This is a genomic window from Aureimonas sp. Leaf454 (assembly GCF_001424685.1).
Taxonomy (GTDB): domain Bacteria; phylum Pseudomonadota; class Alphaproteobacteria; order Rhizobiales; family Rhizobiaceae; genus Plantimonas.
In genome coordinates this window covers 160,671-182,151 of the sequence record NZ_LMQT01000019.1, presented here as the reverse complement: position 1 = coordinate 182,151, position 21,481 = coordinate 160,671, and the positions used below count along the sequence as shown (strand labels likewise).

General features: G+C 64.3%; 22 protein-coding genes and 1 other annotated feature. Of the genes, 12 read left to right on the top strand and 10 right to left on the bottom strand.

Going from position 1 to position 21,481, the window contains the following annotated elements; translation table 11 throughout:
* Positions 1–40 precede the first annotated feature (40 nt).
* Positions 41–2,923 (bottom strand): excinuclease ABC subunit UvrA, encoded by a 2,883-nt coding sequence (gene uvrA, locus ASG43_RS12335; protein ID WP_056505841.1) that lies wholly within the window; start codon positions 2,921–2,923, stop codon positions 41–43.
* Between the two features lie 354 nt (positions 2,924–3,277).
* Here uvrA and ssb point away from each other — a divergent pair, with 354 nt between their 5' ends.
* The 3 genes from ssb to gyrA all read left to right on the top strand — a co-directional run bounded on the left by ssb (position 3,278) and on the right by gyrA (position 7,634).
* The gene (ssb, locus tag ASG43_RS12330) at positions 3,278–3,832 is read left to right on the top strand and encodes a single-stranded DNA-binding protein (RefSeq protein WP_056505180.1); all 555 of its coding nucleotides are present in this window, start codon (positions 3,278–3,280) and stop codon (positions 3,830–3,832) included.
* Positions 3,833–4,044: 212 nt separating this feature from the next.
* Positions 4,045–4,518, top strand: coding sequence for a heme-degrading domain-containing protein (locus tag ASG43_RS12325; protein ID WP_162244720.1), 474 nt, complete (start codon positions 4,045–4,047; stop codon positions 4,516–4,518).
* Between the two features lie 347 nt (positions 4,519–4,865).
* The gene (gene gyrA, locus ASG43_RS12320; RefSeq protein ID WP_280137216.1) at positions 4,866–7,634 is read left to right on the top strand and encodes a DNA gyrase subunit A; all 2,769 of its coding nucleotides are present in this window, start codon (positions 4,866–4,868) and stop codon (positions 7,632–7,634) included.
* Positions 7,635–7,740: 106 nt separating this feature from the next.
* On the opposite strand, the gene ASG43_RS23740 is transcribed toward gyrA, so the two are convergent.
* A complete protein-coding gene (locus ASG43_RS23740) occupies positions 7,741–7,869 on the bottom strand; it encodes a hypothetical protein (RefSeq protein WP_280137211.1) in 129 nt (42 codons plus the stop codon).
* Positions 7,870–8,041: 172 nt separating this feature from the next.
* On the opposite strand from ASG43_RS23740, the gene coaD reads away from it, so the two are divergent.
* The 5 genes from coaD (at position 8,042) to tgt (ending at position 12,039) form a co-directional block, all read left to right on the top strand.
* Complete coding sequence (gene coaD / locus ASG43_RS12315) at positions 8,042–8,533, top strand: pantetheine-phosphate adenylyltransferase (RefSeq protein ID WP_056505174.1); 492 nt, start codon at positions 8,042–8,044, stop codon at positions 8,531–8,533.
* Positions 8,534–8,577: 44 nt separating this feature from the next.
* Positions 8,578–9,120 carry a peptidylprolyl isomerase gene (locus ASG43_RS12310; protein WP_056505171.1) on the top strand — a complete coding sequence of 181 codons (543 nt, stop codon included), beginning with the start codon at positions 8,578–8,580 and terminating at the stop codon, positions 9,118–9,120.
* Positions 9,121–9,266: 146 nt separating this feature from the next.
* Positions 9,267–9,737: a peptidylprolyl isomerase gene (locus tag ASG43_RS12305; protein WP_056505167.1), complete on the top strand. Its 471-nt coding sequence runs from the start codon at positions 9,267–9,269 to the stop codon at positions 9,735–9,737.
* A 77-nt stretch (positions 9,738–9,814) separates the two neighbouring features.
* Positions 9,815–10,912, top strand: a complete 1,098-nt coding sequence (queA, locus tag ASG43_RS12300) for a tRNA preQ1(34) S-adenosylmethionine ribosyltransferase-isomerase QueA (protein WP_056505164.1) — start codon at positions 9,815–9,817, stop codon at positions 10,910–10,912.
* Positions 10,909–12,039, top strand: a complete 1,131-nt coding sequence (gene tgt / locus ASG43_RS12295) for a tRNA guanosine(34) transglycosylase Tgt (RefSeq protein WP_056505161.1) — start codon at positions 10,909–10,911, stop codon at positions 12,037–12,039. Before queA ends, tgt begins: the two co-directional genes overlap by 4 nt.
* A gap of 29 nt (positions 12,040–12,068) precedes the next feature.
* On the opposite strand, the gene ASG43_RS12290 is transcribed toward tgt, so the two are convergent.
* Entirely contained in the window at positions 12,069–12,479 is a 411-nt protein-coding gene (locus tag ASG43_RS12290) for a DUF4864 domain-containing protein (RefSeq protein WP_056505158.1), read from the bottom strand.
* Between the two features lie 179 nt (positions 12,480–12,658).
* Here ASG43_RS12290 and ASG43_RS12285 point away from each other — a divergent pair, with 179 nt between their 5' ends.
* Both ASG43_RS12285 and ASG43_RS12280 read left to right on the top strand, forming a co-directional pair.
* Positions 12,659–13,036: a hypothetical protein gene (locus ASG43_RS12285; protein WP_056505155.1), complete on the top strand. Its 378-nt coding sequence runs from the start codon at positions 12,659–12,661 to the stop codon at positions 13,034–13,036.
* Between the two features lie 101 nt (positions 13,037–13,137).
* Positions 13,138–13,353, top strand: coding sequence for a hypothetical protein (locus ASG43_RS12280; RefSeq protein ID WP_056505153.1), 216 nt, complete (start codon positions 13,138–13,140; stop codon positions 13,351–13,353).
* Between the two features lie 6 nt (positions 13,354–13,359).
* Here the strand turns inward: ASG43_RS12280 and ASG43_RS22785 are convergent, their stop codons facing one another.
* The 5 genes from ASG43_RS22785 to ASG43_RS12255 form a co-directional block, all read right to left on the bottom strand.
* Positions 13,360–14,232 (bottom strand): hypothetical protein, encoded by an 873-nt coding sequence (locus tag ASG43_RS22785; protein ID WP_156386667.1) that lies wholly within the window; start codon positions 14,230–14,232, stop codon positions 13,360–13,362.
* A 116-nt stretch (positions 14,233–14,348) separates the two neighbouring features.
* On the bottom strand, positions 14,349–14,525 hold the full coding sequence (locus ASG43_RS22200) for a DUF2934 domain-containing protein (RefSeq protein ID WP_082490860.1): 177 nt from the start codon (positions 14,523–14,525) through the stop codon (positions 14,349–14,351).
* Between the two features lie 112 nt (positions 14,526–14,637).
* Complete coding sequence (locus ASG43_RS12270) at positions 14,638–14,847, bottom strand: hypothetical protein (RefSeq protein WP_056505149.1); 210 nt, start codon at positions 14,845–14,847, stop codon at positions 14,638–14,640.
* A 348-nt stretch (positions 14,848–15,195) separates the two neighbouring features.
* Positions 15,196–16,674 carry a SulP family inorganic anion transporter gene (locus tag ASG43_RS12260; protein ID WP_056505837.1) on the bottom strand — a complete coding sequence of 493 codons (1,479 nt, stop codon included), beginning with the start codon at positions 16,672–16,674 and terminating at the stop codon, positions 15,196–15,198.
* Positions 16,675–16,745: 71 nt separating this feature from the next.
* Positions 16,746–16,801 (bottom strand) — a sequence feature (sul1 is cis-regulatory element that is thought to sense ions involved in sulfur or methionine metabolism; They are found in Alphaproteobacteria).
* Positions 16,802–16,813: 12 nt separating this feature from the next.
* Positions 16,814–17,731, bottom strand: a complete 918-nt coding sequence (locus tag ASG43_RS12255) for an EamA family transporter (RefSeq protein WP_056505143.1) — start codon at positions 17,729–17,731, stop codon at positions 16,814–16,816.
* Positions 17,732–17,982: 251 nt separating this feature from the next.
* On the opposite strand from ASG43_RS12255, the gene ASG43_RS12250 reads away from it, so the two are divergent.
* On the top strand, positions 17,983–18,477 hold the full coding sequence (locus tag ASG43_RS12250) for a MucR family transcriptional regulator (protein ID WP_200939511.1): 495 nt from the start codon (positions 17,983–17,985) through the stop codon (positions 18,475–18,477).
* Between the two features lie 354 nt (positions 18,478–18,831).
* Here ASG43_RS12250 and ASG43_RS12245 read toward each other — a convergent pair whose 3' ends face one another.
* Together ASG43_RS12245 and ASG43_RS12240 are read right to left on the bottom strand one after the other, a co-directional pair.
* Positions 18,832–19,041, bottom strand: a complete 210-nt coding sequence (locus ASG43_RS12245; RefSeq protein WP_056505141.1) for a cold-shock protein — start codon at positions 19,039–19,041, stop codon at positions 18,832–18,834.
* 253 nt (positions 19,042–19,294) lie between these two features.
* Positions 19,295–19,582 carry a hypothetical protein gene (locus ASG43_RS12240; protein WP_056505137.1) on the bottom strand — a complete coding sequence of 96 codons (288 nt, stop codon included), beginning with the start codon at positions 19,580–19,582 and terminating at the stop codon, positions 19,295–19,297.
* A gap of 250 nt (positions 19,583–19,832) precedes the next feature.
* Here ASG43_RS12240 and ASG43_RS12235 point away from each other — a divergent pair, with 250 nt between their 5' ends.
* Complete coding sequence (locus ASG43_RS12235; RefSeq protein ID WP_056505832.1) at positions 19,833–21,449, top strand: peptide ABC transporter substrate-binding protein; 1,617 nt, start codon at positions 19,833–19,835, stop codon at positions 21,447–21,449.
* Positions 21,450–21,481: the final 32 nt, after the last annotated feature.

Here is a 21,481-nt window from a genome sequence, read left to right as displayed (position 1 = left end):
CCAAGGCGCGGCCGAACCCTGTCTGCCCGAGGACGCTCTCCTACTCCGCGGCCTGCCGCTTTTCGACCGATCGCCGCTCCAGCAACTCCTTCAGAAAGCGCCCCGTCCAGGATCGTTCGACCTTCACCACCTGTTCCGGCGTACCGCTCGCCACGATCTCGCCGCCGCCGTCGCCGCCTTCGGGCCCGATATCGACCACCCAGTCGGCTGTCTTGATGACCTCGAGATTGTGTTCGATGACGACGACGCTGTTGCCCTGGTCCACCAGTTCGTGGAGAACTTCCAGGAGTTTGGCGACGTCGTGAAAGTGCAGGCCCGTCGTCGGTTCATCGAGGATGTAGAGCGTCTTCCCCGTCGCCTTTCGCGACAGTTCCTTGGCGAGCTTCACGCGCTGCGCCTCGCCGCCGGACAGCGTCGTCGCCTGCTGTCCGACCTTGATGTAGCCGAGGCCGACGTCGAGCAGCGAAGCCAGCTTGTCTCGCACCGGCGGCACGGCGGAGAAGAAGGCGACGCCTTCCTCGACCGTCATGTCGAGCACGTCCGCGATCGACTTCTCCTTGAACGTCACCTCGAGCGTTTCTCGATTGTAGCGCTTGCCGTGGCAGACGTCGCAGGTCACGTAGACGTCCGGCAGGAAGTGCATCTCGATCTTGATGACGCCGTCGCCCTGGCATGCCTCGCAGCGCCCGCCCTTGACGTTGAAGGAGAAGCGGCCTGGCAGGTAGCCCCGCGCCTTCGCCTCCGGCAGTCCTGCGAACCAGTCGCGGATCGGCGTGAAGGCGCCGGTATAGGTGGCGGGATTGGACCGGGGCGTCCGCCCGATCGGCGACTGGTCGATATCGATGACCTTGTCGAGCAGCTCCAGTCCCTCGATCCGGTCGTGCTCGGCCGGCACGTCCCGCGCATTGCCGATCTTGCGGGCCGCCGCCTTGAACAGCGTCTCGATCAGGAAGGTCGACTTACCGCCGCCGGACACGCCGGTGACGCAGGCGAAGACGCCGAGCGGAATCTCGGCCGTGACGTTCTTCAGATTGTTGCCGCGCGCGCCGACGACCTTCAGTCGGCGACCCTTCTCGGCCTTGCGGCGACGCTCGGGAACGGCGACTCCGCGTGCGCCGGACAGATACTGTCCCGTGATCGACCGGGGGTTGGCCTTGATGTCGTCGGGCGTGCCGGACGCGATGATCTCTCCGCCATGTACGCCCGCCGCCGGGCCGATATCGACCACGAAGTCGGCTTGCAGGATCGCATCCTCGTCGTGTTCGACGACGATCACGGTGTTCCCGATGTCGCGCAGATGCTTCAGCGTCACGAGAAGGCGGGCGTTGTCCCGCTGGTGAAGCCCGATCGAGGGCTCGTCGAGGACGTAGAGCACGCCCGTCAGACCCGAACCGATCTGCGACGCCAGCCGGATGCGCTGCGACTCACCGCCGGACAACGTGCCGGAGGCGCGGGACAGGGTCAGATATTCCAGCCCGACATCGTTGAGGAAGCGGAGACGATCGCGGATCTCCTTCAGGATGCGGACCGCGATCGAGTTTTGCTTCTCGTTCAGCAGCGCCGGCAAGGCCTCGAACCAGGACAGGGCGGATCGGATCGACAGCTCCGTCACCTCGCCGACATGGCGTCCGGCGATCTTCACCGCCAGCGCCTCCGGCTTCAGGCGGTAGCCGGTGCAGGCGGGGCAGGGCGTCGCGGACATGAAGCGCTCGATTTCCTCGCGCATCCAGGCCGAGTCGGTCTCCTTCCAGCGACGCTCTAGATTGGGGATCACGCCCTCGAACGTCTTGGAGGTCTTATAGGAACGCAGGCCGTCATTGTACTGGAACTCGATCTTGGTGCGTCCGGTGCCCTGAAGGATCGCCTCCTTGGCCTCGGCCGGAAGATCCGACCAGCGTTGCGTCTGCTTGAAGCCATATTGCTGGCCGAGCGCGTCCAGCGTCTGTCCGTAATAGGGTGAGCTCGATTTCGCCCAGGGCGCGATGGCGCCGGCCTTCAGCGTCATCGCTTCGTCGGGAACGACGAGCTTGGCATCGATCGACTGCTGTGCACCGAGCCCGTCGCATTTGGGGCACGCACCGAACGGGTTGTTGAAGGAGAAGAGCCGCGGCTCGATCTCCGAGATCGTGAAACCCGAGACGGGACAGGCGAATTTCTCGGAAAAGAGCAGTTGCTTCGGCTTGCCGTTCTCGTCGACCCCGTCCGCGAACTCCGCGACCGCGATGCCCTCGGCGAGGCGCAGGGCCGTTTCGAGCGAATCCGCCAGACGGGGCGCCATGTCGGCGCGCACGACGAGGCGATCCACCACGACGTCGATGTCGTGCTTGAACTTCTTGTCGAGAGTCGGGGCATCCGAGATGTCGTGAAAGTCGCCGTTGATGCGAACGCGCTGGAAACCCTTCTTCTGAAGTTCCAGCAGCTCCTTCTTGAACTCGCCCTTTCGCCCACGAACCATCGGCGCGAGGAGATAGAGCCGGGTGCCGTCCTCGAGGGCGAGGATGCGGTCGACCATTTGGCTGACCGTCTGGCTCTCGATCGGAAGGCCCGTGGCGGGCGAATAGGGAATGCCGACGCGCGCGAACAGAAGGCGGAGATAGTCGTAGATCTCGGTGACCGTGCCGACCGTCGAGCGCGGGTTCTTCGAGGTCGTCTTCTGCTCGATGGAGATCGCGGGAGAAAGACCGTCGATCTGGTCGACATCCGGCTTCTGCATCATCTCCAGGAACTGCCGAGCATAGGCCGAGAGGCTCTCGACGTAGCGACGTTGTCCTTCGGCATAGATCGTGTCGAAGGCGAGCGACGATTTGCCCGACCCCGACAGGCCCGTCATCACGATCAGACTGTCGCGCGGCAGGTCGATATCGACGTTCTTCAAATTGTGCTCGCGTGCGCCGCGAATGGAAATCATCTTCGCTTCGGCCATCGTCCGCCTGTCGATCGAGCTTGCCATGGGTCCGGCCGCCGGGACGCGATCATCCGTCCCCGCATGAACCAACTGCCGCTTAGATAAAGATGCGCTCGCGCAAGTCGAGGTCGCTCGCCGCGATATCGCCGACGTGCCGCCGGTCGCGAAACTGAACATAACAGGAACGGTGTCATGCCTCAAGCGACGAGACGCGTCTGTGGAAAAGGCTCGGCGGGGAAGCGCAGCGGCTGCGAATGCTCTAAGGTTCCGCCCATGGAGCATGGGTCGCGTGTCGCGCGATCCGAATGCGCAAGGCTCGCCCGGCTGAAGATCGTTCCGGTTCGGGCCTGCGTCTAGCGAAGGAATGGTGCCATGGCTGGCAGTGTGAACAAGGTGATCCTCGTCGGCAATCTCGGGGCCGATCCCGAGGTGCGTCGGCTGAACTCCGGCGACGCCGTCGTCAACCTGCGTCTGGCGACCACCGAAAGCTGGCGCGACAAATCTTCGGGCGAGCGCAAGGAAAAGACCGAGTGGCATAACGTCGTCATCTTCAACGAGAACCTCGTGAAGGTGGCCGAGCAGTATCTGAAGAAGGGCTCGACCGTCTATGTCGAGGGCCAGCTTCAGACACGCTCCTGGGAGGACCAGTCGGGGCAGAAGAAGTACACGACCGAAGTCGTTCTGCAGCGTTTCCGTGGCGAGCTTCAGATGCTCGGCGGACGTGGTGAGCCCGGCGGCGGCGGCGGCGGCGGAGACGACTACGAGCGCGGACCGCGCGGTGGCGGCGGTGGCGGCGGCGGCGGTTCCCGTTACGGCGGCGGCGGCGCCGGCGGAGGTGGATCGCGTGGCGGCGGAGGGCGTCCGGCCGGTGACGACTACGGCGGCGGTGGCTCGTCGCGAGACCTCGACGACGAGATCCCGTTCTGACGCGCCGTTTCGGTGAGGCCAAGTTCGTCGCGTATGGATCCGTGGCGTCTTGATCCGTCGCGGCGATGAAGCAAGGATGGGAGCGGCGCCGGCTGCGTTCGACGCGGCTTCACCGGCAGGGCCGGCCGCTCCTTCGAATGCGACCGGGGGAGTTCGGTCCCGGTCGCGTCGGGCGTGACCTGCTCATGCCAGACAGCGGAGATCGCGGCGCAATGACCCAACCAACTTTGGACGACGTGCTCCGCGAAGAAGCCGAGCTCGGCTTCGCGGGCTTCGATGCCGATGCAGCCTGGCGGTTGGGTGTATGGGTTCACGATCGCGCGCGGCGCGACGCGCTTCCGATCGCCATCGAGATCAGCGTCGCGGGTCACGTGAAATTCCTGTCCGCTCTACCGGGATCGAGCCCGGACAACGCGGAGTGGATGCGTCGCAAGCGCAACACCGTGACTCGTTTCCAGAAGTCCTCGCTGGCGCTTCGGCTGATCTGCGAGGCCAAGGGCGTGAGCCTCACCGAGCGGTACGGCGTGTCGGTCGCCGATTATGTCGCGAGCGGTGGCGGCGTTCCGATCGTCGTGAACGGAACCGGATGCGTCGGCGCGGTCGTCGTCAGCGGCCTGCCCGATGTCGAGGATCACCGCCTCGTCGTGGACGCCATGCGCTGGATGTTGGCGGGCGAGCCGGGCTGAGGCCGAGGCATCGAAGCGGTTCGCGCAAGGCGGCAGTCTCGGGTTTCCAGGTCTTCCCGATGGTGGAAGGCTCGTGCAGCCTTCGCGCATGCAAATGCTGGAGAATCTCCCGTCAGGCGCGGAACCACACCCCGAGACCGGCGTGAAATCGGCGCAAAATCCGGTGCAGAGGGCGCAAAAACTTCGCCATCTCGTCCGGCATATTCTCTGCCTCGCCTAAGCGGCTGTAAGATCTATTGAAATTACAGCCGCTCAGGCGGGGTGAGATTTGCTCCGTGCGGCCTTGAGGGTCTATACACGGGCTACCGTTTTCGAACCTTCAGGGTCTTTCTTTGGCAGACGACGATATCGGCACACCGCCGCCGGAGCGCTCGCGCGGAATCGAAACCATCTCCATTGTGGAGGAGATGCAGCGGTCCTACCTCGACTACGCGATGAGTGTGATCGTCAGTCGCGCTCTTCCCGACGTGCGCGACGGGCTGAAGCCCGTTCACCGGCGGGTGCTCTATGCGATGCACGAGATGGGACTCGTCTTCAACCGGCCGTTCCGCAAGTCCGCGGGCGTGGTCGGCGAGGTCATGGGCAAGTTCCATCCGCATGGCGATGCCTCGATCTACGACGCGCTCGTGCGTATGGCGCAGGATTGGTCGCTTCGCGCGCCCCTGATCAACGGGCAGGGCAATTTCGGCTCGATCGACGGCGATCCGCCGGCGGCCATGCGCTACACGGAAGCACGCCTCCAGAAGGTGTCGGACGCGATCCTCGCCGACATCGACAAGGAGACGGTAAACTTCCAGGAGAACTACGACGGCCGCGAGATGGAGCCGGTCGTTCTTCCCGCGCGGTTCCCGAACCTCCTCGTCAACGGGTCCGGCGGCATCGCCGTCGGCATGGCGACCAACATCCCGCCGCACAATCTCGGCGAGATCGTCGACGGCTGCATCGCCATGGTCGACAATCCCGCGATCTCACTGGAAGAGATGATGGAATACGTTCCGGGTCCGGATTTTCCGACTGGGGCTCTGGTGCTCGGACGAGCCGGTATCCTATCGGCCTATTCCACCGGGCGTGGCTCGATCCTGATGCGCGGAAAGGTGCATGTCGAGCCGATGCGAGGTGATCGCGAGGCCATCGTCGTCACCGAGGTGCCCTATCAGGTCAACAAGGCCTCGATGATCGAGAAGATGGCCGAACTCGTGCGCGACAAGCGCGTCGAGGGCGTCTCCGACATCCGCGACGAGAGCGATCGCGACGGCTACCGCGTCGTGGTCGAGTTGAAGCGCGACGCCCAGTCGGACGTGGTTCTCAATCAGCTCTACCGCCTGACGCCGCTGCAGACCTCGTTCGGCGCCAACATGGTCGCGCTGAACGGCGGCAAGCCCGAGCAGATGACGCTGCTCGACATGCTCGGCGCCTTCATCGCCTTCCGCGAGGAGGTGATCAACCGGCGCACCAAATATCTCCTGCGCAAGGCGCGCGAGCGGGCCCACGTCCTCGTCGGCCTCGCGATCGCCGTCGCCAATATCGACGAGATCATCAAGCTGATCCGCGAGGCGCCGGATCCGCAGACCGCTCGCGATCGCCTGATGGAGCGCGAGTGGGAGGCGAAGGACGTGGCGCCGCTGATTCGGCTGATCGACGATCCGCGCCACCGCATCTCCGAAGCCGGGACCTACCGCCTGTCGGAAGTTCAGGCGCGAGCGATCCTCGACCTCCGTCTGCAGCGCCTGACGGCGCTCGGGCGGGACGAGATCGGCGACGAGTTGAACAAGATCGGCGTCGAGATCGCCGACTATCTCGACATCCTGTCGTCGCGGATCCGCGTGCGCGAGATCATCAAGGCGGAGCTCGCCGAGGTGAAGGCGGAGTTCGCGACGCCGCGCCGCACCGAGCTCGTCGAGGGCGCGGCCGACATGGACGACGAGGATCTGATCCCGCGCGAGGACATGGTCGTCACCGTCAGCCATGGCGGCTACATCAAGCGCGTGCCGCTTGGCACCTACCGCGCCCAGCGCCGCGGCGGCAAAGGCCGCTCCGGGATGAGCCTGAAGGACGACGAGGATTCGGTCACGCGCCTCTTCGTGGCCAACACCCACACGCCGATCCTGTTCTTCTCCTCGCGGGGCATCGTCTACAAGGAGAAGGTCTGGCGCCTGCCGCTGGCGACGCCGCAGTCGCGCGGCAAGGCCCTGGTCAATCTCCTGCCGCTGGAAAAGGGTGAGCGGATCACCTCGATCATGCCCTTGCCGAACGACGAGGCGCAGGCTGCCGAGCTGAACGTGATGTTCGCGACGACCCGCGGCACCGTGCGTCGCAACAAGCTGGCGGACTTCCTGCAGGTCAACCGGAACGGCAAGATCGCGATGAAGCTGGAAGAGGCGGGAGACGAGATCCTCGCCGTCGCCACCTGCACCGAGAACGACGACGTCCTGCTCGTCGCCTCGTCCGGCCTGTGCATCCGCTTCCCCACGACGGACGTGCGCGTCTTCGCAGGCCGCAATTCGATCGGCGTGCGGGGCATGGCGCTTGGATCGAACGACAAGCTGATTTCGATGGCGATCCTGCGCCATGTCGACGCGACTCCGGCAGAGCGGGCGGAGTACATCCGCAAGAGCCGAGCCGTGGAAGGCGAGGCGCTGGAGGAAGCCGCGACGATCGACGAGGAGGCGCCGGGCGACGAGGCGGTCACGCTCGATCTCGAGCGCTACGCCTATCTCGGCGCACGCGAGGAGTTCGTGCTGACCCTGTCGGAATACGGCTTTGGAAAGCGTTCGTCGTCTTATGATTTCCGCACGAGTGGGCGCGGTGGAAAAGGCATCCGTGCGACGGACATCTCGCGGGCGTCCGAAATCGGACAGCTCGTCGCGGGCTTCCCCGTCGAGGCGGGCGACCAGATCCTCTTGATCTCCGACCGGGGCCAGATGATCCGCGTCCCGGTCGAGGGCATTCGCATGGCGGGCCGTGCGACGAAGGGCGTCACCATCTTCAAGACCGGCGATGGCGAGCGGGTCGTTTCCGTGGAGCGGATCCCCGATCAGGGTTCGGAGGAGATCGTCTCGCCTGATGCCGGGAGCGATGGGCTCGACGCGCCGACCGATTCGTCAAGCGAAGACTGAAAAAGGCCATAGCCGGCGCAAGCGGGCGTTGATTCAAAGAGAGCACCGATCGCCACAGGCGTTCGGTGCTCTTGAGATCGTCAGCCGATGGTCGGGCCGAATGTCGTCAGTGCATCATCCGGTTCTTTTTCGCGAGCACCTTCACGCGGGACGCCTCGGCTTCCGAGTGAAGGGTCACGGCTGTGGCCGTCACGAGGCCGGCAACCATGGCGAGGGACATCGCGAGAATCATCATTGAGGCGTCTCCAACTGTTGCCTTATCAACCACCTAGCAATTTGTTCGTTCCCGGCTTTCCGGAAACTTCTTGCGATTGAGTGAAGCTTTCCCCTCGAATGTGTGGATCCTTGTTCACGAAATCCACAGGCCGATTCGTCGCAGACGACGCGAACCATGATGGCGGACCCTGATGCGCATCGCCCTTTATCCCGGCTCGTTCGATCCCCTGACGAACGGGCATCTCGACATTCTTCGGCAGGCCATGTCGCTCTTCGACCGGGTCGTCGTTGCCGTCGGGGTCCACCCCGGCAAGACGCCGCTCTTCGATTTCGAACAGCGTGCCGACATGATCCGAGCGGAGGCGGCACGCGGACCGGCTGCGACGGCTTGCGAGCTGGTCGTGTCCTCCTTCACCGGGCTCGTCGTCGAGGTTGCGAAGGCGCAAGGGGCGACCGCTCTCGTGCGCGGCATTCGTGACGGCACCGACCTCGACTACGAGATGCAGATGGCCGGGATGAACGGTGTCCTGGCGCCGGGAATCGTGACGATCTTTCTCCCGTCCAGCCCGTCCGTCAGGCCCATAACCGCCACATTGGTTCGCCAGATCGCGGCCATGGGCGGCGATGTCACCGCCTTCGTGCCACCCGGCGTGGCGCAGGCCCTCAACGCTCGCCGAACCTGATCGAGTCTCGCTGTCCGATCTCGGCCTTTCTCCCGGAGACATTCATGAACCGCCTGAAACGCCTTGCCCTTGCGACCACCATCGGCCTGTCCGCGCTTGCGGCACCCCTCGCCGCGGCCCAGGCGGCCGATACGATGGTGATCACCACCAAGGACGGCGCGGTCGAGATCGCCCTTCGCCCGGATCTCGCACCCGACCACGTGAAGCAGATCGAAGCGCTCGCCAAGAAGGGCTTCTACGACGGCATCGTCTTCCATCGCGTCATCGACGGCTTCATGGCGCAGACGGGCGATCCGACCGGCACCGGCATGGGCGGCTCCGATCTTCCTGATCTCAAGGCCGAGTTCTCCAAGGAGACCTTCGATCGCGGCACGGTCGGCATGGCGCGTTCGTCCGATCCCAACTCCGCAAACTCGCAGTTCTTCATCATGCTGGCGGATGGCGACTTCCTCGACGGGCAGTACACGATCGTGGGCGACGTGACGAAGGGCATGGACGTCGTCGACAAGATCAAGAAGGGCGACGCCGCTGCGAATGGCGAGGTGAAGGACCCCGACAAGATGCTGAAGGTCGAGATCAAGGGCTGATCCGCCGAGCGCATCCGACCTTCGGGCTTGTGTCCCGAGGTTTGATCGTCCATGTGCAGGCCATCGCGGCGGTTCGGGACCTCAGGCCTGAACCGCCTTTTCACCGGGATCGGCCGTGCCGCTCCCTTCCCAGAGAGGAGGCTCCTTTGGCCTACGAAACTCCCGAAGACACGCTGGTCCTCGAGACCACCAAGGGTCAGGTCGTCATCAAGCTGCGGCCCGATCTCGCGCCCGGACACGTCGCCCGCGTGAAGGAACTCGCCCGCGAGAACTTCTATGACGGCGTCGTCTTCCACCGCGTCATCGATGGATTCATGGCGCAGACCGGCGATCCGACCGGCACGGGCTCGGGCGGCTCGGACAAGCCCGACCTCAAGGCCGAATTCTCGGCCGAGCCGCACAAGCGCGGTACCGTCTCGGCAGCCCGCACGGGCAACCCGAACTCGGCGAATTCGCAGTTCTTCATCTGCTTCGAACGCGCTCCCTGGCTCGACAAGCAATATTCGGTCTGGGGCGAGGTGATCGAGGGCATGGACGTCGTCGATCAGATCAAGCGCGGCGAGCCCGTGCGCGATCCCGACAAGATCACCACCCTGCGCGTCGCCGCCGATCTCTGATCCCGCGACGCCTCGCATCGGCAACGACTCCGCCCGGCCGTCATGGTCGGGCGTTTTTCTTGAGACAAGGACGCCCCATGCGCGTCGATGACTTCGATTTCGAACTTCCTGAAGAGCGGATCGCATTGCGGCCCGCTGTCCCGAGGGAGGCCGCGCGCCTTCTTCGCGTCGCGCCCGACGCGCCGCTTCGCGATCTCCACATCCGCGATCTCGTCGGCGAGCTCCATCCCGGCGATCTCCTCGTCTTCAACGACACGAAGGTCATTCCCGCTCAATTGCAGGGCCTCCGGCATCGCGCCGGCTCGGCTCCGGGCGAGGGCACGGCGCGGATCGACGCGACGCTCCACATGCGCGTTTCGCCCGAAGGCTGGAAGGCCTTCGTGCGACCGGCAAAACGGGTCGCGGCGGGTGACCGCATCGCCTTTGGTCATTCCGAGGGGGCCTGTCTCCTCGGCGTTCTCGATGCGACGGTCGCGGAGAAAGGCGAGGCGGGCGAGGTGACGCTCCGCTTCGATCTCTCGGGCCCAGCCCTCGACGAGGCGATCGCGCTGGCCGGTCTCATCCCTCTGCCGCCCTACATTGCCTCCAAACGGGCGCAGGACGAGCAGGATCGCGTGGATTATCAAACCGTCTACGCCCGGGAGGAGGGCGCCGTCGCCGCACCGACGGCCGGACTGCACTGGACGCCGGATCTTCTGGCCGCCGTCGCAGCGAAGGGGATCGAGCGCGCCTTCGTGACGCTCCATGTCGGGGCCGGTACGTTTATCCCGGTCAAGGCGGAGACGACGGAGGCGCATCGGATGCACGCGGAGATCGGCTTCATCGACGCCGAGACAGCCGCGCGGATCAACGAGACGCGTCGAAGGGGAGGGCGGGTGGTTGCGGTCGGCACGACCTCGCTCCGGCTGCTCGAAAGCGCCGCGGACGAGAGTGGCACCGTCCATCCCTTCGCGGGCGCGACCGAGATCTTCATCACGCCGGGCTATCGCTTCCGCGTCGTGGACCGGCTCCTCACCAATTTCCACCTGCCGCGGTCGACGCTCTTCATGCTCGTCTGCGCCTTCGCCGGAACCGACCGCATGAAGGCGGCCTATGCCCATGCCATCGCGTCGGGCTACCGATTCTATTCCTACGGCGATGCCGGACTTCTCGATCGGGCGGATACGGAGCGATGAGCGAACACTTCCAGTTCAAGCTGATCTCGACCGACGGTAAAGCTCGGCGCGGTGAGATCACGATGCCGCGCGGGACGATCCGAACGCCGGCCTTCATGCCCGTCGGCACGGCGGGAACGGTGAAGGCCATGTATCCCGAGCAGGTGAGAGCGCTCGGCGCCGACGTCATCCTCGGCAACGTCTACCATCTGATGCTGCGGCCCGGCGCCGAGCGGGTCGCGCGCCTCGGCGGCCTGCATGAATTCGCCCGCTGGCCTCATCCGATCCTCACCGATTCCGGTGGCTTCCAGGTCATGTCGCTCGCCAATCTGCGCAAGCTCGACGAAAAGGGCGTTACGTTCCGCTCCCATGTCGACGGCGCCGCGCATGCGCTGACGCCCGAGCGATCGATCGAGATCCAGAACCTCCTCGACAGCGACATCCAGATGCAGCTGGACGAGTGCATTCGCCTGCCGGCCGAGCGGGCGGAGGTCGAACGCGCCATGGAATTGTCGTTGCGCTGGGCGGAACGGTCCGCCAGGGCCTTCGGAGACCAGAAGGGCAGGGCGATGTTCGGAATCGTGCAGGGCGGCGATCAGCCGGACCTGCGCATCCGTTCGGCCGAGCGTCTCGCCGCCATGGATCTGAAGGGCTATTCGGTCGGCGGTCTCGCCGTCGGCGAGCCGCAGTCGGTCATGCTGCAGATCCTCGGCGAAACGCTGCCGGCGCTTCCCGAGGGAAAGCCGCGCTATCTCATGGGTGTCGGGACGCCGGACGATCTCCTGAAATCCGTCGCGCTCGGCGTCGACATGTTCGATTGCGTGATGCCGACGCGCGCGGGTCGCCACGGTCTCGCCTTCACACGGTTCGGCCGAATCAACCTGAAGAACGCGCGGCATGCCGACGATCACCGGCCGCTCGACGAGAAGAGCGACTGTTCGGCCTCACGCGACTACACGCGGGCCTATCTCCACCACCTCGTCCGGTCCGACGAGCTCCTGGCCTCCATGCTTCTGACCTGGAACAATCTCGCCTACTACCAGACGCTCATGGCGGGCATGCGGAACGCCATCGAAGCCGGGCGCTTCGAGGCTCACGCCGCCGAGGTGCAGGATGGCTGGTTGAGGGGAGATCTCGCGCCGCTGTGAGCGGATGATACCCACATGCTTGCCGCCCGTCAGGCGGCGACGTCGTTGCCCTTCCGGATCGAGCAGCCCGTGATCTTCAGCGAGCCGTCGGGCTGGCGTTCGAGCGTGTAGCTCGCGATATGGCTCTGCCCGTTCGAGTCCGTCAGGAAGACCTCCTGTCGGAATGCCGAGCCTTCCCGCTTCATGTCGCCGAAGACGGCATTGGACGAGCGAAAGACGGGCGCATAGCCAGCTTCCACCATGGCCATGAAGTTGGAAACGCTTGGAAACATCTTTTGGATGTTCGGCGCCGCGTAGGAGTAGGCGGCCGATCCGTTGTTCTGCTTGAACGCCTCCAGCTGCGACGAAACCACCGACCGGATGTCCGAAACGTCGTCGGCGATGCAGGGGCTGGCGAATGTCAGCGCCAGGACGAGGGCTGCGGTGGCTGAATAGCGCATGCGCGGTTGCTCCGGTCTCACGTGCCGCAAGCTTCCGCTCTACGACGCCAACTCGGAAGAAGCCCGCTGCTCAAATTGACGTGATGATGACAGGTCATCCAGCCTCTCGCGGCATGGGCGGCTTCTTGAACCGCACTATCTGTCCTCTCGACAGATGTTTGTCGCGGAGGTGCGAAGCGATGCTCAGATCAGCCATTCTCTTGGGTCTCGGCATCGCCGTGACGTCTCTTTCCGGATGCGTCGCGGACGGTCCGGGCTACGTCGAGTCTCGCGTGATCAATGAAGGCCGGGTCGGCGGTCCGGTCTACGCAACCGCGCCCGTCTATCGCGAAGCGCCAGCCTACCGCGACGGTCCCATCGGACGGACGGTGATCGTTGATTCGTACGATCCCTATGCCCGTGGTGGTTACCGCCAACCCCGATACGGGGCTCGCTATGGAGACCGCAGCTATGCGCCGCCGCGCGAGCGTTACGATCGACGCGACGGATACGAGGCGCGGTTCGATCGACGCCGCTACTGCGCGAGCGTTCGCTACGAGGATCCGCGCTGCGACTGACGGCGCGATGTCGCAGCCTCGCCGATGGAGGTACCGCAACCGAATCCCTTCGAGCCACGTTCGTCAGAAAGATGAACATCGGATGAACGGAGGGACATGCGATGCAGAGAACCATTCGGGAGAGGAAGACCGGCGCGATCGCGAGCTACTCCGCTTATCTCGGGGTCGGCGCGGCCACGGCCTTCATTCTGGCAATGACCTTCGGCGCCATCGACGCGCCGAGGGATTCGACCCGCCAGTGGATGGCCTCGCACGATGATCAGCCGACACAGATCGTGTCGGCAGCGGGCCAGCCGGATGCCGCTCGCATCCGCTGACGAAGACTATCGCTGTCCTGCTGCCTCTGCTTCGCGAAGAACGGGGGCAGCGGGTTTCGACCCGGCCTGTGTTTGTTCGGCGCCGTCGTATCGTTGAAGCCGCAGCCAACCGGTTTGGCCGCTCGTCGCGACCTCGACCTTCTTCCAGTCTCCCTGACCTCCGATGATCCTCACCTTGCGAAGGTCGCCGACATAGGCGACGGCGGGCGCGGTCGTGAAAGGATAGCGCCGGATGGCGAGGTCACCCGGTCGAGCCGTCAGCGGAGCGCTAGGGGTATCCGTGCGGACGGCGGATGCCAGAAGCGTCGACGATCCGGCCGGACCCGTTGCCCGCGGCACCGCCATCGGCGGCATCGGCGTCCGCTCATTTCTCGAAGTATCCTGAACCGGCTTGCGCAAGGGGATGACCACCTTCGGCTCGGCTTTGGCAGCAACGGTTGCGGCAATGGCGGGATGGATGGTCGGAATGACCGCTTTGGAGGGCGGCGACTCCGGCGCCTTGCGGGAAGAGGATGTCGACGCGGCGTTTGCAGCGGCTTTTCTGGCGGAGACCGGCAAAGCTCGGTCATCGGCCTTCGCATCGACGCTGGGTTTCGACGAACGGAGCGGCGTCGCCGGAGTTTCGTCGTCGCGAGGCTCGGCCCTGCGAGGCTCTGGACGCGATGGCCTCGCCGACTCATCATCGTCGACGAGAGCCATGACTCGGTTCGGAAGATCCGTCAGCGACGACACCTGCGCCGACAGACCGGGAAGCTGAGGCGCTGCCCAAGCCACTGCGACGCCAGCAGCAACGAGCCATCCGGACATGGCCCAGCGAGAACCTGTTTTCGCCGCCGTCTTGCGAACCGCCGGACGCTTTCGCTTCGTTGCTTTGGCCATCGCCGATCTCCGCCTGAAGCCGGAATGCGGCTCCGGACGGGACTATTCGACGGAGGTCTTTGAGAATTCGTTCACGATGCGTGCCGGTGTCGGACATTCCCACATCCGGCAACGGATTAGCGTGCGACGCTCCGGTTTTTCATCGTCTTCTGCATTTCGACGACCACGTCGCCTTCGATTTCCTTGGACGCCTGCGCCCAGAACTCATGTTCGCGTCCGCTGGGTCGACCGGCTTGCTCCCACAGGAAATAAGCACGGTCTCTCACTTCTTCGTCTCGATCGGGCTGCGTCATGTCGTGTCTCCTTCAACGGTGGAAAATCGTCGAACACGGTTAAAATTCTAGCCCTCGACGGAGTGAAACACGCATCGCAGGCCCGATCAACGCTTAGCCGGGAAACTTCACGCTAGAATTGCGCGATGGCCCGATGGATCGGCGGTAGGTCACGGCCGCCTTCTTCCGGATCCGGTTCAAACGGCGGCGTGTCGGCGTCCGGCTCCCGGATTTCGTCGTTGCCGATGCCGTCGCCTTCCGGATCGATGTCCGGAACGATCACATCCGGGGGTGGCGAAGGCTGACCGCCGGGATCGATGATGTTGGGTTCGATATTGGACATGCCGGCATCTCCTTTTTCGGCTCGACGTCGATCAGACCTGCGGTGTGATGCGATCGAACGCTCTGTCCGGCAGATCGGGCTCGTGCGACGCCATTCGCGCGGCCCTTTCCTCTTCCAGACGGCCGGCCTCCGCGAGATCCCGGACGTTGCCGACGTCCGTTGACGCATCCGACGGGACCGGCTTCGACGTTCCGCTCTCGGTGTCGCGCGACCGATGCTGTGAGGTCGACGAGAAGATCATGTTGGGTTCTCCGTCCAATTCCTATGGGACGGTAAGGCGCCGGCTGGCGGGTTCGTTCCGACCCCTCCGCCAGCCGTGACCCCTCGGTGACCTCTCCTTGGACCGGCTTAGTGATGGGGGACGACCCCGCCCTCCTTGTCGTGGGCACCGAACCGTTCGACGAGCGTCGCGCTCGCTTCGTTGAGGCCGGTGACCTCGACGATCCGGCCGTTGCGCCGGGCCTTCAGGACCACGCGATCCAAAGCGGCGATGGCGGAAATGTCCCAGAAATGAGCGTCCGTGACGTCGATCACCAGGCGTTCGACCGGTTCCGAAACGTCGATCGAATCGGTGAACGTGCCGGCTGAAGCGAAGAACACCTGGCCTTCCACACGATAGGTCCTGACCCGTCCGTCGGACGACAGAAGAGACGAGACACGGCTGAGGCGCGAGACCTTTCCGGCGAAGAAGACGCCCGACAGGAGCACGCCGACGATGACACCCTTGGCGAGGTCCGCGGTCGCGACCGTCGTGACGACCGTGGCGAGCATGACGATCGAGGAGGGCCACGGGTTGGACCGAAGCCGCAGAAGCGATCTCCATGAGAATGTGTTGATCGAGACCATGATCATCACGGCCGTGAGCGCGGCGACCGGAACGATCGCGAGAAGATCCTGCAAGGCGACGAGAAGCGCGAGCAGGAACGCGCCGGCGACGAGCGTCGACAAACGACCGCGCCCGCCGGACGACACGTTGATCACCGATTGTCCGATCATGGCGCAGCCGCCCATGCCGCCAAAGGCCGCCGACGCCATGTTGGCGACGCCTTGGCCGACGCATTCGCGGCTCTTGTTGCTGGGCGTGTCCGTCATGTCATCGACGATCTGCGCCGTCAGCAGCGATTCCAGAAGCCCCACCGCCGCCAGGGTCAGCGCGACGGGAACAAGGATGCGCAGCGTCTCGAACGTGTAGGGAACGTTCGGCAGCCCGAATGTCGGCAAGGTCGAGGGCAGCTCGCCGAGATCCGCCACGGTTCGAACGTCGAGACCGAGCGCGAAGACAAGGGTGGTCAGCACCGCGATGGCGACGAGCGGCGAGGGGATGGCCGTCGTGAGGCGCGGCAGTCCGTAAATGACGAGGAGGCCGAGGGCGATCAGTCCGTAGGTCGCCGGAGGAACGTCGACGAGCTCGGGCAACTGCGCGACGAAGATGAGGATGGCCAGCGCGTTGACGAAGCCGGTCATCACCGATTGCGAGACGAAGCGCATCAGGCGACCGAGCTTGAGGATGCCCGCCAGGATCTGGAAGACGCCCATCAGGATCGTCGCCGCGAACAGATACTCGACTCCATGATCGCGGACGAGGTCGACCATCACGACGGCGGTGGCGGCGGTCGCGGCCGAGATCATCGCGGGCCGACCACCGACGAAGGCGATGACGATGGCGATGACGACCGAGGCGTAGAGACCGACCTTCGGATCGACGCCTGCAATGACGGAGAATCCGATCGCCTCGGGGATCAAGGCCATGGCCACGACCATGCCGGATAGAATGTCGCCGCGCAGGTTCGAGACCCAGTCGCGGCGGATCGAAGACGAAATTGACATGAGAAATCCGCAGATATGACGATTCGGCCATCGGCGCGAAAGCGCGAGGGCTGCCAAGAATGCATCATTTGCGTTGTCCGGCGGATCGGCGGCCGGAAGAGCCACCCGGAATTTCACCGGGTCCTGTCGAATGAGGACCTCATAGACCGTCCGGGCCGGGCAAGGCAACCGCCCGAACCTTCCGGTCCATCCAGCGGGGATAAAGGATACCGAAGGCGAGACCGCTGAGCACCAGCGATGCCGCCGCGATCTTCCACGGGGGCAGAGCCTCGCCGAGAAGCACCGCCGACGCCGCCATGCCGAACACCGGCACGAGCAGCGCCATCGGAGTGACCGTCGCGGCGGGATGGCGCGACAGGAGCCATCCCCAGGCCGCGTAGCCGAACATGGTGTTGCCGACCGTCTGCCAGAGGACCGCCGCCCAGGTCGCGCCGTCCGCGCGAAGGATGCCGGAGGCGATCGCCTCGGGACCTTCGAGAATCAACGACATCGCGAAGAGGGGCGGTGCGCTGAACAGACTGGACCAGACGATGTAGGGCAGGAGGCTTCTCACGCCGCTCCGCTTGCTCGCCATGTTCCCGCCGGCCCAACTGGCCGCCGCCACCAGCACGAGGCCGATACCCAGCGGGGTCGTCGTCGCGTCGGTATGGATCGCGATCACGACGATGCCGGAGACCGCCAGGACCAGCGCCGCCCACTGGAACAGCCGCACCCGCTCGCCGGTGAGCCAGATCGACAGCCCGATCGTGAAGAAGACCTGCATCTGGATGACGAGCGATGCGAGACCGGGCGAGATCGACCCCTGCATGGCCACGAACAGAAGGCCGAACTGCCCGGCTCCGATCAGAAGTCCGTAGGCGGCCATGTTGGACCACGGAACGGCGGGGCGGGGAACGAAGAAGATCGCAGGAACGATCACGAGACAGAATCGCAACGAGGCGAACAGCAACGGCGGCAGGTGATCGAGAGCGACCCGAATGACGACGAAGTTGGTCCCCCAGATCGCGACGACCGCGAGCGCCAGAAGCATGTGCCGAACGGGAAGGATCGTGTTCATGTCGCGTTCTCTTGCAAATCCGACCCGCCGTGCCAAGTCGACTCGAGAAAAGCGAATGCTTCTCACGGTTGTGCATCGTCCCAGCCTGGACACGCACTTGCCATCTTCTTCTTTGGGATGCTTGCGGCGGACGCGATTACCGCCGCGAGAATGCTCTTCCGGCAAAGATCTCGATTGCAAAACGGCAGTCGAGATGGTGTATGGAGGCATACTGAACAGAATGGCCTCCAACCCTTAGCGGATCGAAGACATTGATCAACACCGAAAACGAGAATCAGCCGGTTCCGATCGAGCACGCGGCAACCATCGTTGCTGCCTATGTCGGTAACAACCACGTGGCGTCAGCCAACCTTCCGGCTTTGATCGAGTCGGTGTTCCAGGCTTTGACGGCTTTGACGGCGGTGGAGCCGAAAGCGGTGGAGCCGCCGCCGCTCGTTCCTGCCGTTCCGATCAAGAAGTCGGTGACCGACGACTACATCGTGTGTCTGGAAGACGGCAAAAGCTTCAAGTCCTTGAAGCGGCACCTGATGACGCATTACGATCTGACGCCCGAAGCCTATCGCACCAAGTGGAAGTTGCCAGCCGACTATCCGATGGTGGCTCCGAACTACGCCGCGGCACGGTCCGCCCTCGCCAAGACGATGGGATTGGGTCGCAAGGCTGCTCCCCCAGAGGAAGCTCCGGCGGATGAGGCCGCTCCCAAGCGTCGCGCGGGGCGCAAGGCCAAGGAGCAGGACGCCGCCTGAGACGTTCGCCCGCGATGAGGACAGCCGAGACGCCGACGCGTTTCGGCTGTTCCAGAGACGGGACATCCGGCCGGCCCCGGCGTTCGGTTGGCCGGAACGTCCGTTTGAACGGGAGGGCGCCGCCGGGAGGCGCAGCGGAGCGGCAGACGGACCCGCGTTCGACTGCGGCATCGCCGCACATCGTCCCGACATCGATGGGTCTGCCCATCACAGTAGCCGCTTGTCGGACTCCCGCGATCGCAGTGATCGAGAGGTCGACGCGGTCTTTGCCGTCGACGCCATGTCCGGACATGAAAAGGCCCCGTGGAAGCGGGGCCAGATCGATCTCGAAAGATAGGCTGCGAAAGCGGAGCTTTAGACAGCGCGCAGGTTGACGGCCTTGGGGCCCTTGCCGCGCGGATCGGGCTGGGTCTCGAACGAGACCTTCTGGTTGTCCGACAGGGACGACATGCCAGACTGCTCGACGGAGGAGATGTGGACGAAGACATCCGGACCGCCATTGTCAGGCGAGATGAAGCCGAAGCCCTTGTCGGAGTTGAAGAATTTCACGGTACCAGTGGGCATGGAAAACCTGTTCTCTTGTGCTGCCGGACACCCCGGAAGGTGTGAGCAACCATCTTACGCATCGCAATCGAATGCAAGCCGCTCGACTTTCAAGTGACACAAGTTGGCGGCTTTGTCGCGTCATTCTTTAGCCTTGGCGCAAGAAAGTGCGATGGGACAGGATGGTTGCCGCATTTGCGCAAGAGTTTCAAAGTGCTTCCGCGCGAAACTCTGTCGTCCGGACTGCACGTCTAAGTGATCAAAAAGCCCGCATTCAGCGCTGATCTTCGAGTCGCTTCCTGAGGTCGTCGGCGAAGGAGCGAAGGGCCGCGTCGACATCGGCGATGTGCCGTTCCTCGCCGTCGTATCCCGTTCGCTCGGCACCTTCCAGGGCGCTCGCCAATCCCAGAATCTCTTCCTGCGCCTCCGCGGGAAACGTCTCGCGCTGCGTCGCGCGCTCGACAAAGAGCGCCTTGAGAAGATGGTCTTGCGCTTCGGCTCTCGCCTGAAGGTTCATGATCGCGCTGGCCATCAGGCGCAGCGCATTCTCGTTGTTCGACATGGCGTCTGTCTCCGGTCTGCGGCATCCGCACGATCGCCTTGCGTCAGCCACGCTGTGGCGGGTCCGCGGCATGGCGAGGGGCGTCCATGCCCGAAAACACGTGATCCTGTCCAACCCGAACGACGCTCGCCCGGCTTCGGGAACAACGCCTGGAGGGGTGGCTTCGGGGAGGTGCAAACCACAGGTCGTTGCCTCGCTCCGAGTTTTCCCTAATCTAGGAAGCCTCGATGCAATGAATGGAGTCGAATCGATGCGCGATGCTGCGACGACGAATCGATGGACGAGAGTTCTCCTGGGCGCGGCGCTTCTCGGCGCGACGTCGCTCGCCGGCATGCCGGCCTTCGCCGAAACCGTCCTTCATCGCGGCAATGCCGGCGAGCCCCAGACGTTCGACCAGGCGCACACCTCGATCAACATCGAGGAATTCGTGCTGAAGGATCTTTATGAAGGACTGACCGTCTACGACGCGGCCGGCAAGGTCGTGCCCGGCGCTGCGGAAAGCTGGACCGTTTCCGATGACGGCACGGTCTACACGTTCAAGATCCGCGATGCGGCGAACTGGTCCGACGGGACGCCGGTCACGGCCGAGGACTTCGCCTTCTCCTTCCGCCGGGTCGAGAATCCGGCCGAGGCGGCGAACTACGCGAACATCCTCTATCCCATCAAGAACGCCGAGAAGGTGAACAAGGAAGGTCTGCCGGTCGACCAACTCGGCGTGCGCGCCGTCGACGCCAAGACGCTCGAAGTGACGTTGGAGCGCCCGACGCCTTTCTTTCTGGAGCTGATGGCGCATCAGACCGCCCTGCCGGTCTCCAAGGCGAGCGTCGAGAAGAACGGCGCGGATTTCGTGAAGCCCGGCAAGCTCGTCTCCAACGGGGCCTATCAACTGGCCGAGCACGTCGCGAACGATCATCTCACCGCGACGAAGAACCCGTCCTACTGGGACGCTGCGAACGTGAAGATCGATAAGGTGATCTTCTATCCGCTCGAGGATCAGGCCGCTGCCGTTCGCCGCTACGAAGCGGGCGAACTCGACGTGAACTACAACTTCTCCGCCGACCAGCTGAAGCGCCTTCGCGAGCAGTATGGCGACGAGGTCCGCGTCTCGGCGGCGCTGGCCACCTATTACTACGTCTTCGACACGCGGGCGAAACCCTTCGACGACGTGCGGGTCCGCAGGGCGCTGTCCATGGCGATCGATCGCGACTTCCTCGCGAACGAGATCTATGCCGGTTCGCAGCAGCCCCAATACGCCTTCGTGCCGCCGGGCCTGCCGGACTATGGCGAACCCTCCGCCGCCGATTATGCCGCCAAGGACCAACTCGACCGCGAGGACGAGGCTCTGGCTCTCATGAAGGAGGCCGGTTTCGGCGAGGGGGGTGCGCCGCTCTCGATCGAGATCCGCTACAACACCAATCCCAATCACGAGCGCGTGGCGACGGCGGTCGCCGACATGTGGAAGACGACGTTCGGCGCCAATGTCAGCCTCGTCAATCTCGACGTCTCTTCCCACTACGCCTACCTCCAGGAGGGCGGTGCTTTTCAGGTCGCGCGAGCCGGGTGGACAGCAGACTATGGCGACCCCGAGAACTTTCTCGCCATGAACACGACCTCGAACAAGACGTTCAACTATGCCAAGTGGAGCGATCCCGAATACGACGCGCTGATGGCCAAATCCTACGACGAGAAGGATCCGGCGGCCCGCGCCAAGCTTCTGCACGAAGCGGAGACGATCCTGATGAGGGAACAGCCGGTCGCGCCGCTCCTCGTCAACAACGACCTCTGGCTGGTCTCGAAGCGGGTCGTCGGCTGGCAGGACAACGCCAACAACCAGCACCTCAGCCGCTTTCTCAGCATCGCCGAATAGTCGTTCCGGTTCCTCCAAGGGCCCGTCGACGG

Coding starts and splice junctions, on each gene's coding strand:
- uvrA (WP_056505841.1), bottom strand. CDS start 2,923: ATGGCCGAAGCGAAGATGATTTCCATTCGCGGCGCACGCGAGCACAAT.
- ssb (WP_056505180.1), top strand. CDS start 3,278: ATGGCTGGCAGTGTGAACAAGGTGATCCTCGTCGGCAATCTCGGGGCC.
- ASG43_RS12325 (WP_162244720.1), top strand. CDS start 4,045: ATGACCCAACCAACTTTGGACGACGTGCTCCGCGAAGAAGCCGAGCTC.
- ASG43_RS23740 (WP_280137211.1), bottom strand. CDS start 7,869: ATGATGATTCTCGCGATGTCCCTCGCCATGGTTGCCGGCCTCGTGACG.
- coaD (WP_056505174.1), top strand. CDS start 8,042: ATGCGCATCGCCCTTTATCCCGGCTCGTTCGATCCCCTGACGAACGGG.
- ASG43_RS12310 (WP_056505171.1), top strand. CDS start 8,578: ATGAACCGCCTGAAACGCCTTGCCCTTGCGACCACCATCGGCCTGTCC.
- queA (WP_056505164.1), top strand. CDS start 9,815: ATGCGCGTCGATGACTTCGATTTCGAACTTCCTGAAGAGCGGATCGCA.
- tgt (WP_056505161.1), top strand. CDS start 10,909: ATGAGCGAACACTTCCAGTTCAAGCTGATCTCGACCGACGGTAAAGCT.
- ASG43_RS12290 (WP_056505158.1), bottom strand. CDS start 12,479: ATGCGCTATTCAGCCACCGCAGCCCTCGTCCTGGCGCTGACATTCGCC.
- ASG43_RS12285 (WP_056505155.1), top strand. CDS start 12,659: ATGCTCAGATCAGCCATTCTCTTGGGTCTCGGCATCGCCGTGACGTCT.
- ASG43_RS12280 (WP_056505153.1), top strand. CDS start 13,138: ATGCAGAGAACCATTCGGGAGAGGAAGACCGGCGCGATCGCGAGCTAC.
- ASG43_RS22785 (WP_156386667.1), bottom strand. CDS start 14,232: ATGGCCAAAGCAACGAAGCGAAAGCGTCCGGCGGTTCGCAAGACGGCG.
- ASG43_RS22200 (WP_082490860.1), bottom strand. CDS start 14,525: ATGACGCAGCCCGATCGAGACGAAGAAGTGAGAGACCGTGCTTATTTC.
- ASG43_RS12270 (WP_056505149.1), bottom strand. CDS start 14,847: ATGTCCAATATCGAACCCAACATCATCGATCCCGGCGGTCAGCCTTCG.
- ASG43_RS12260 (WP_056505837.1), bottom strand. CDS start 16,674: ATGTCAATTTCGTCTTCGATCCGCCGCGACTGGGTCTCGAACCTGCGC.
- ASG43_RS12255 (WP_056505143.1), bottom strand. CDS start 17,731: ATGAACACGATCCTTCCCGTTCGGCACATGCTTCTGGCGCTCGCGGTC.
- ASG43_RS12245 (WP_056505141.1), bottom strand. CDS start 19,041: ATGCCCACTGGTACCGTGAAATTCTTCAACTCCGACAAGGGCTTCGGC.
- ASG43_RS12240 (WP_056505137.1), bottom strand. CDS start 19,582: ATGTCGAACAACGAGAATGCGCTGCGCCTGATGGCCAGCGCGATCATG.
- ASG43_RS12235 (WP_056505832.1), top strand. CDS start 19,833: ATGCGCGATGCTGCGACGACGAATCGATGGACGAGAGTTCTCCTGGGC.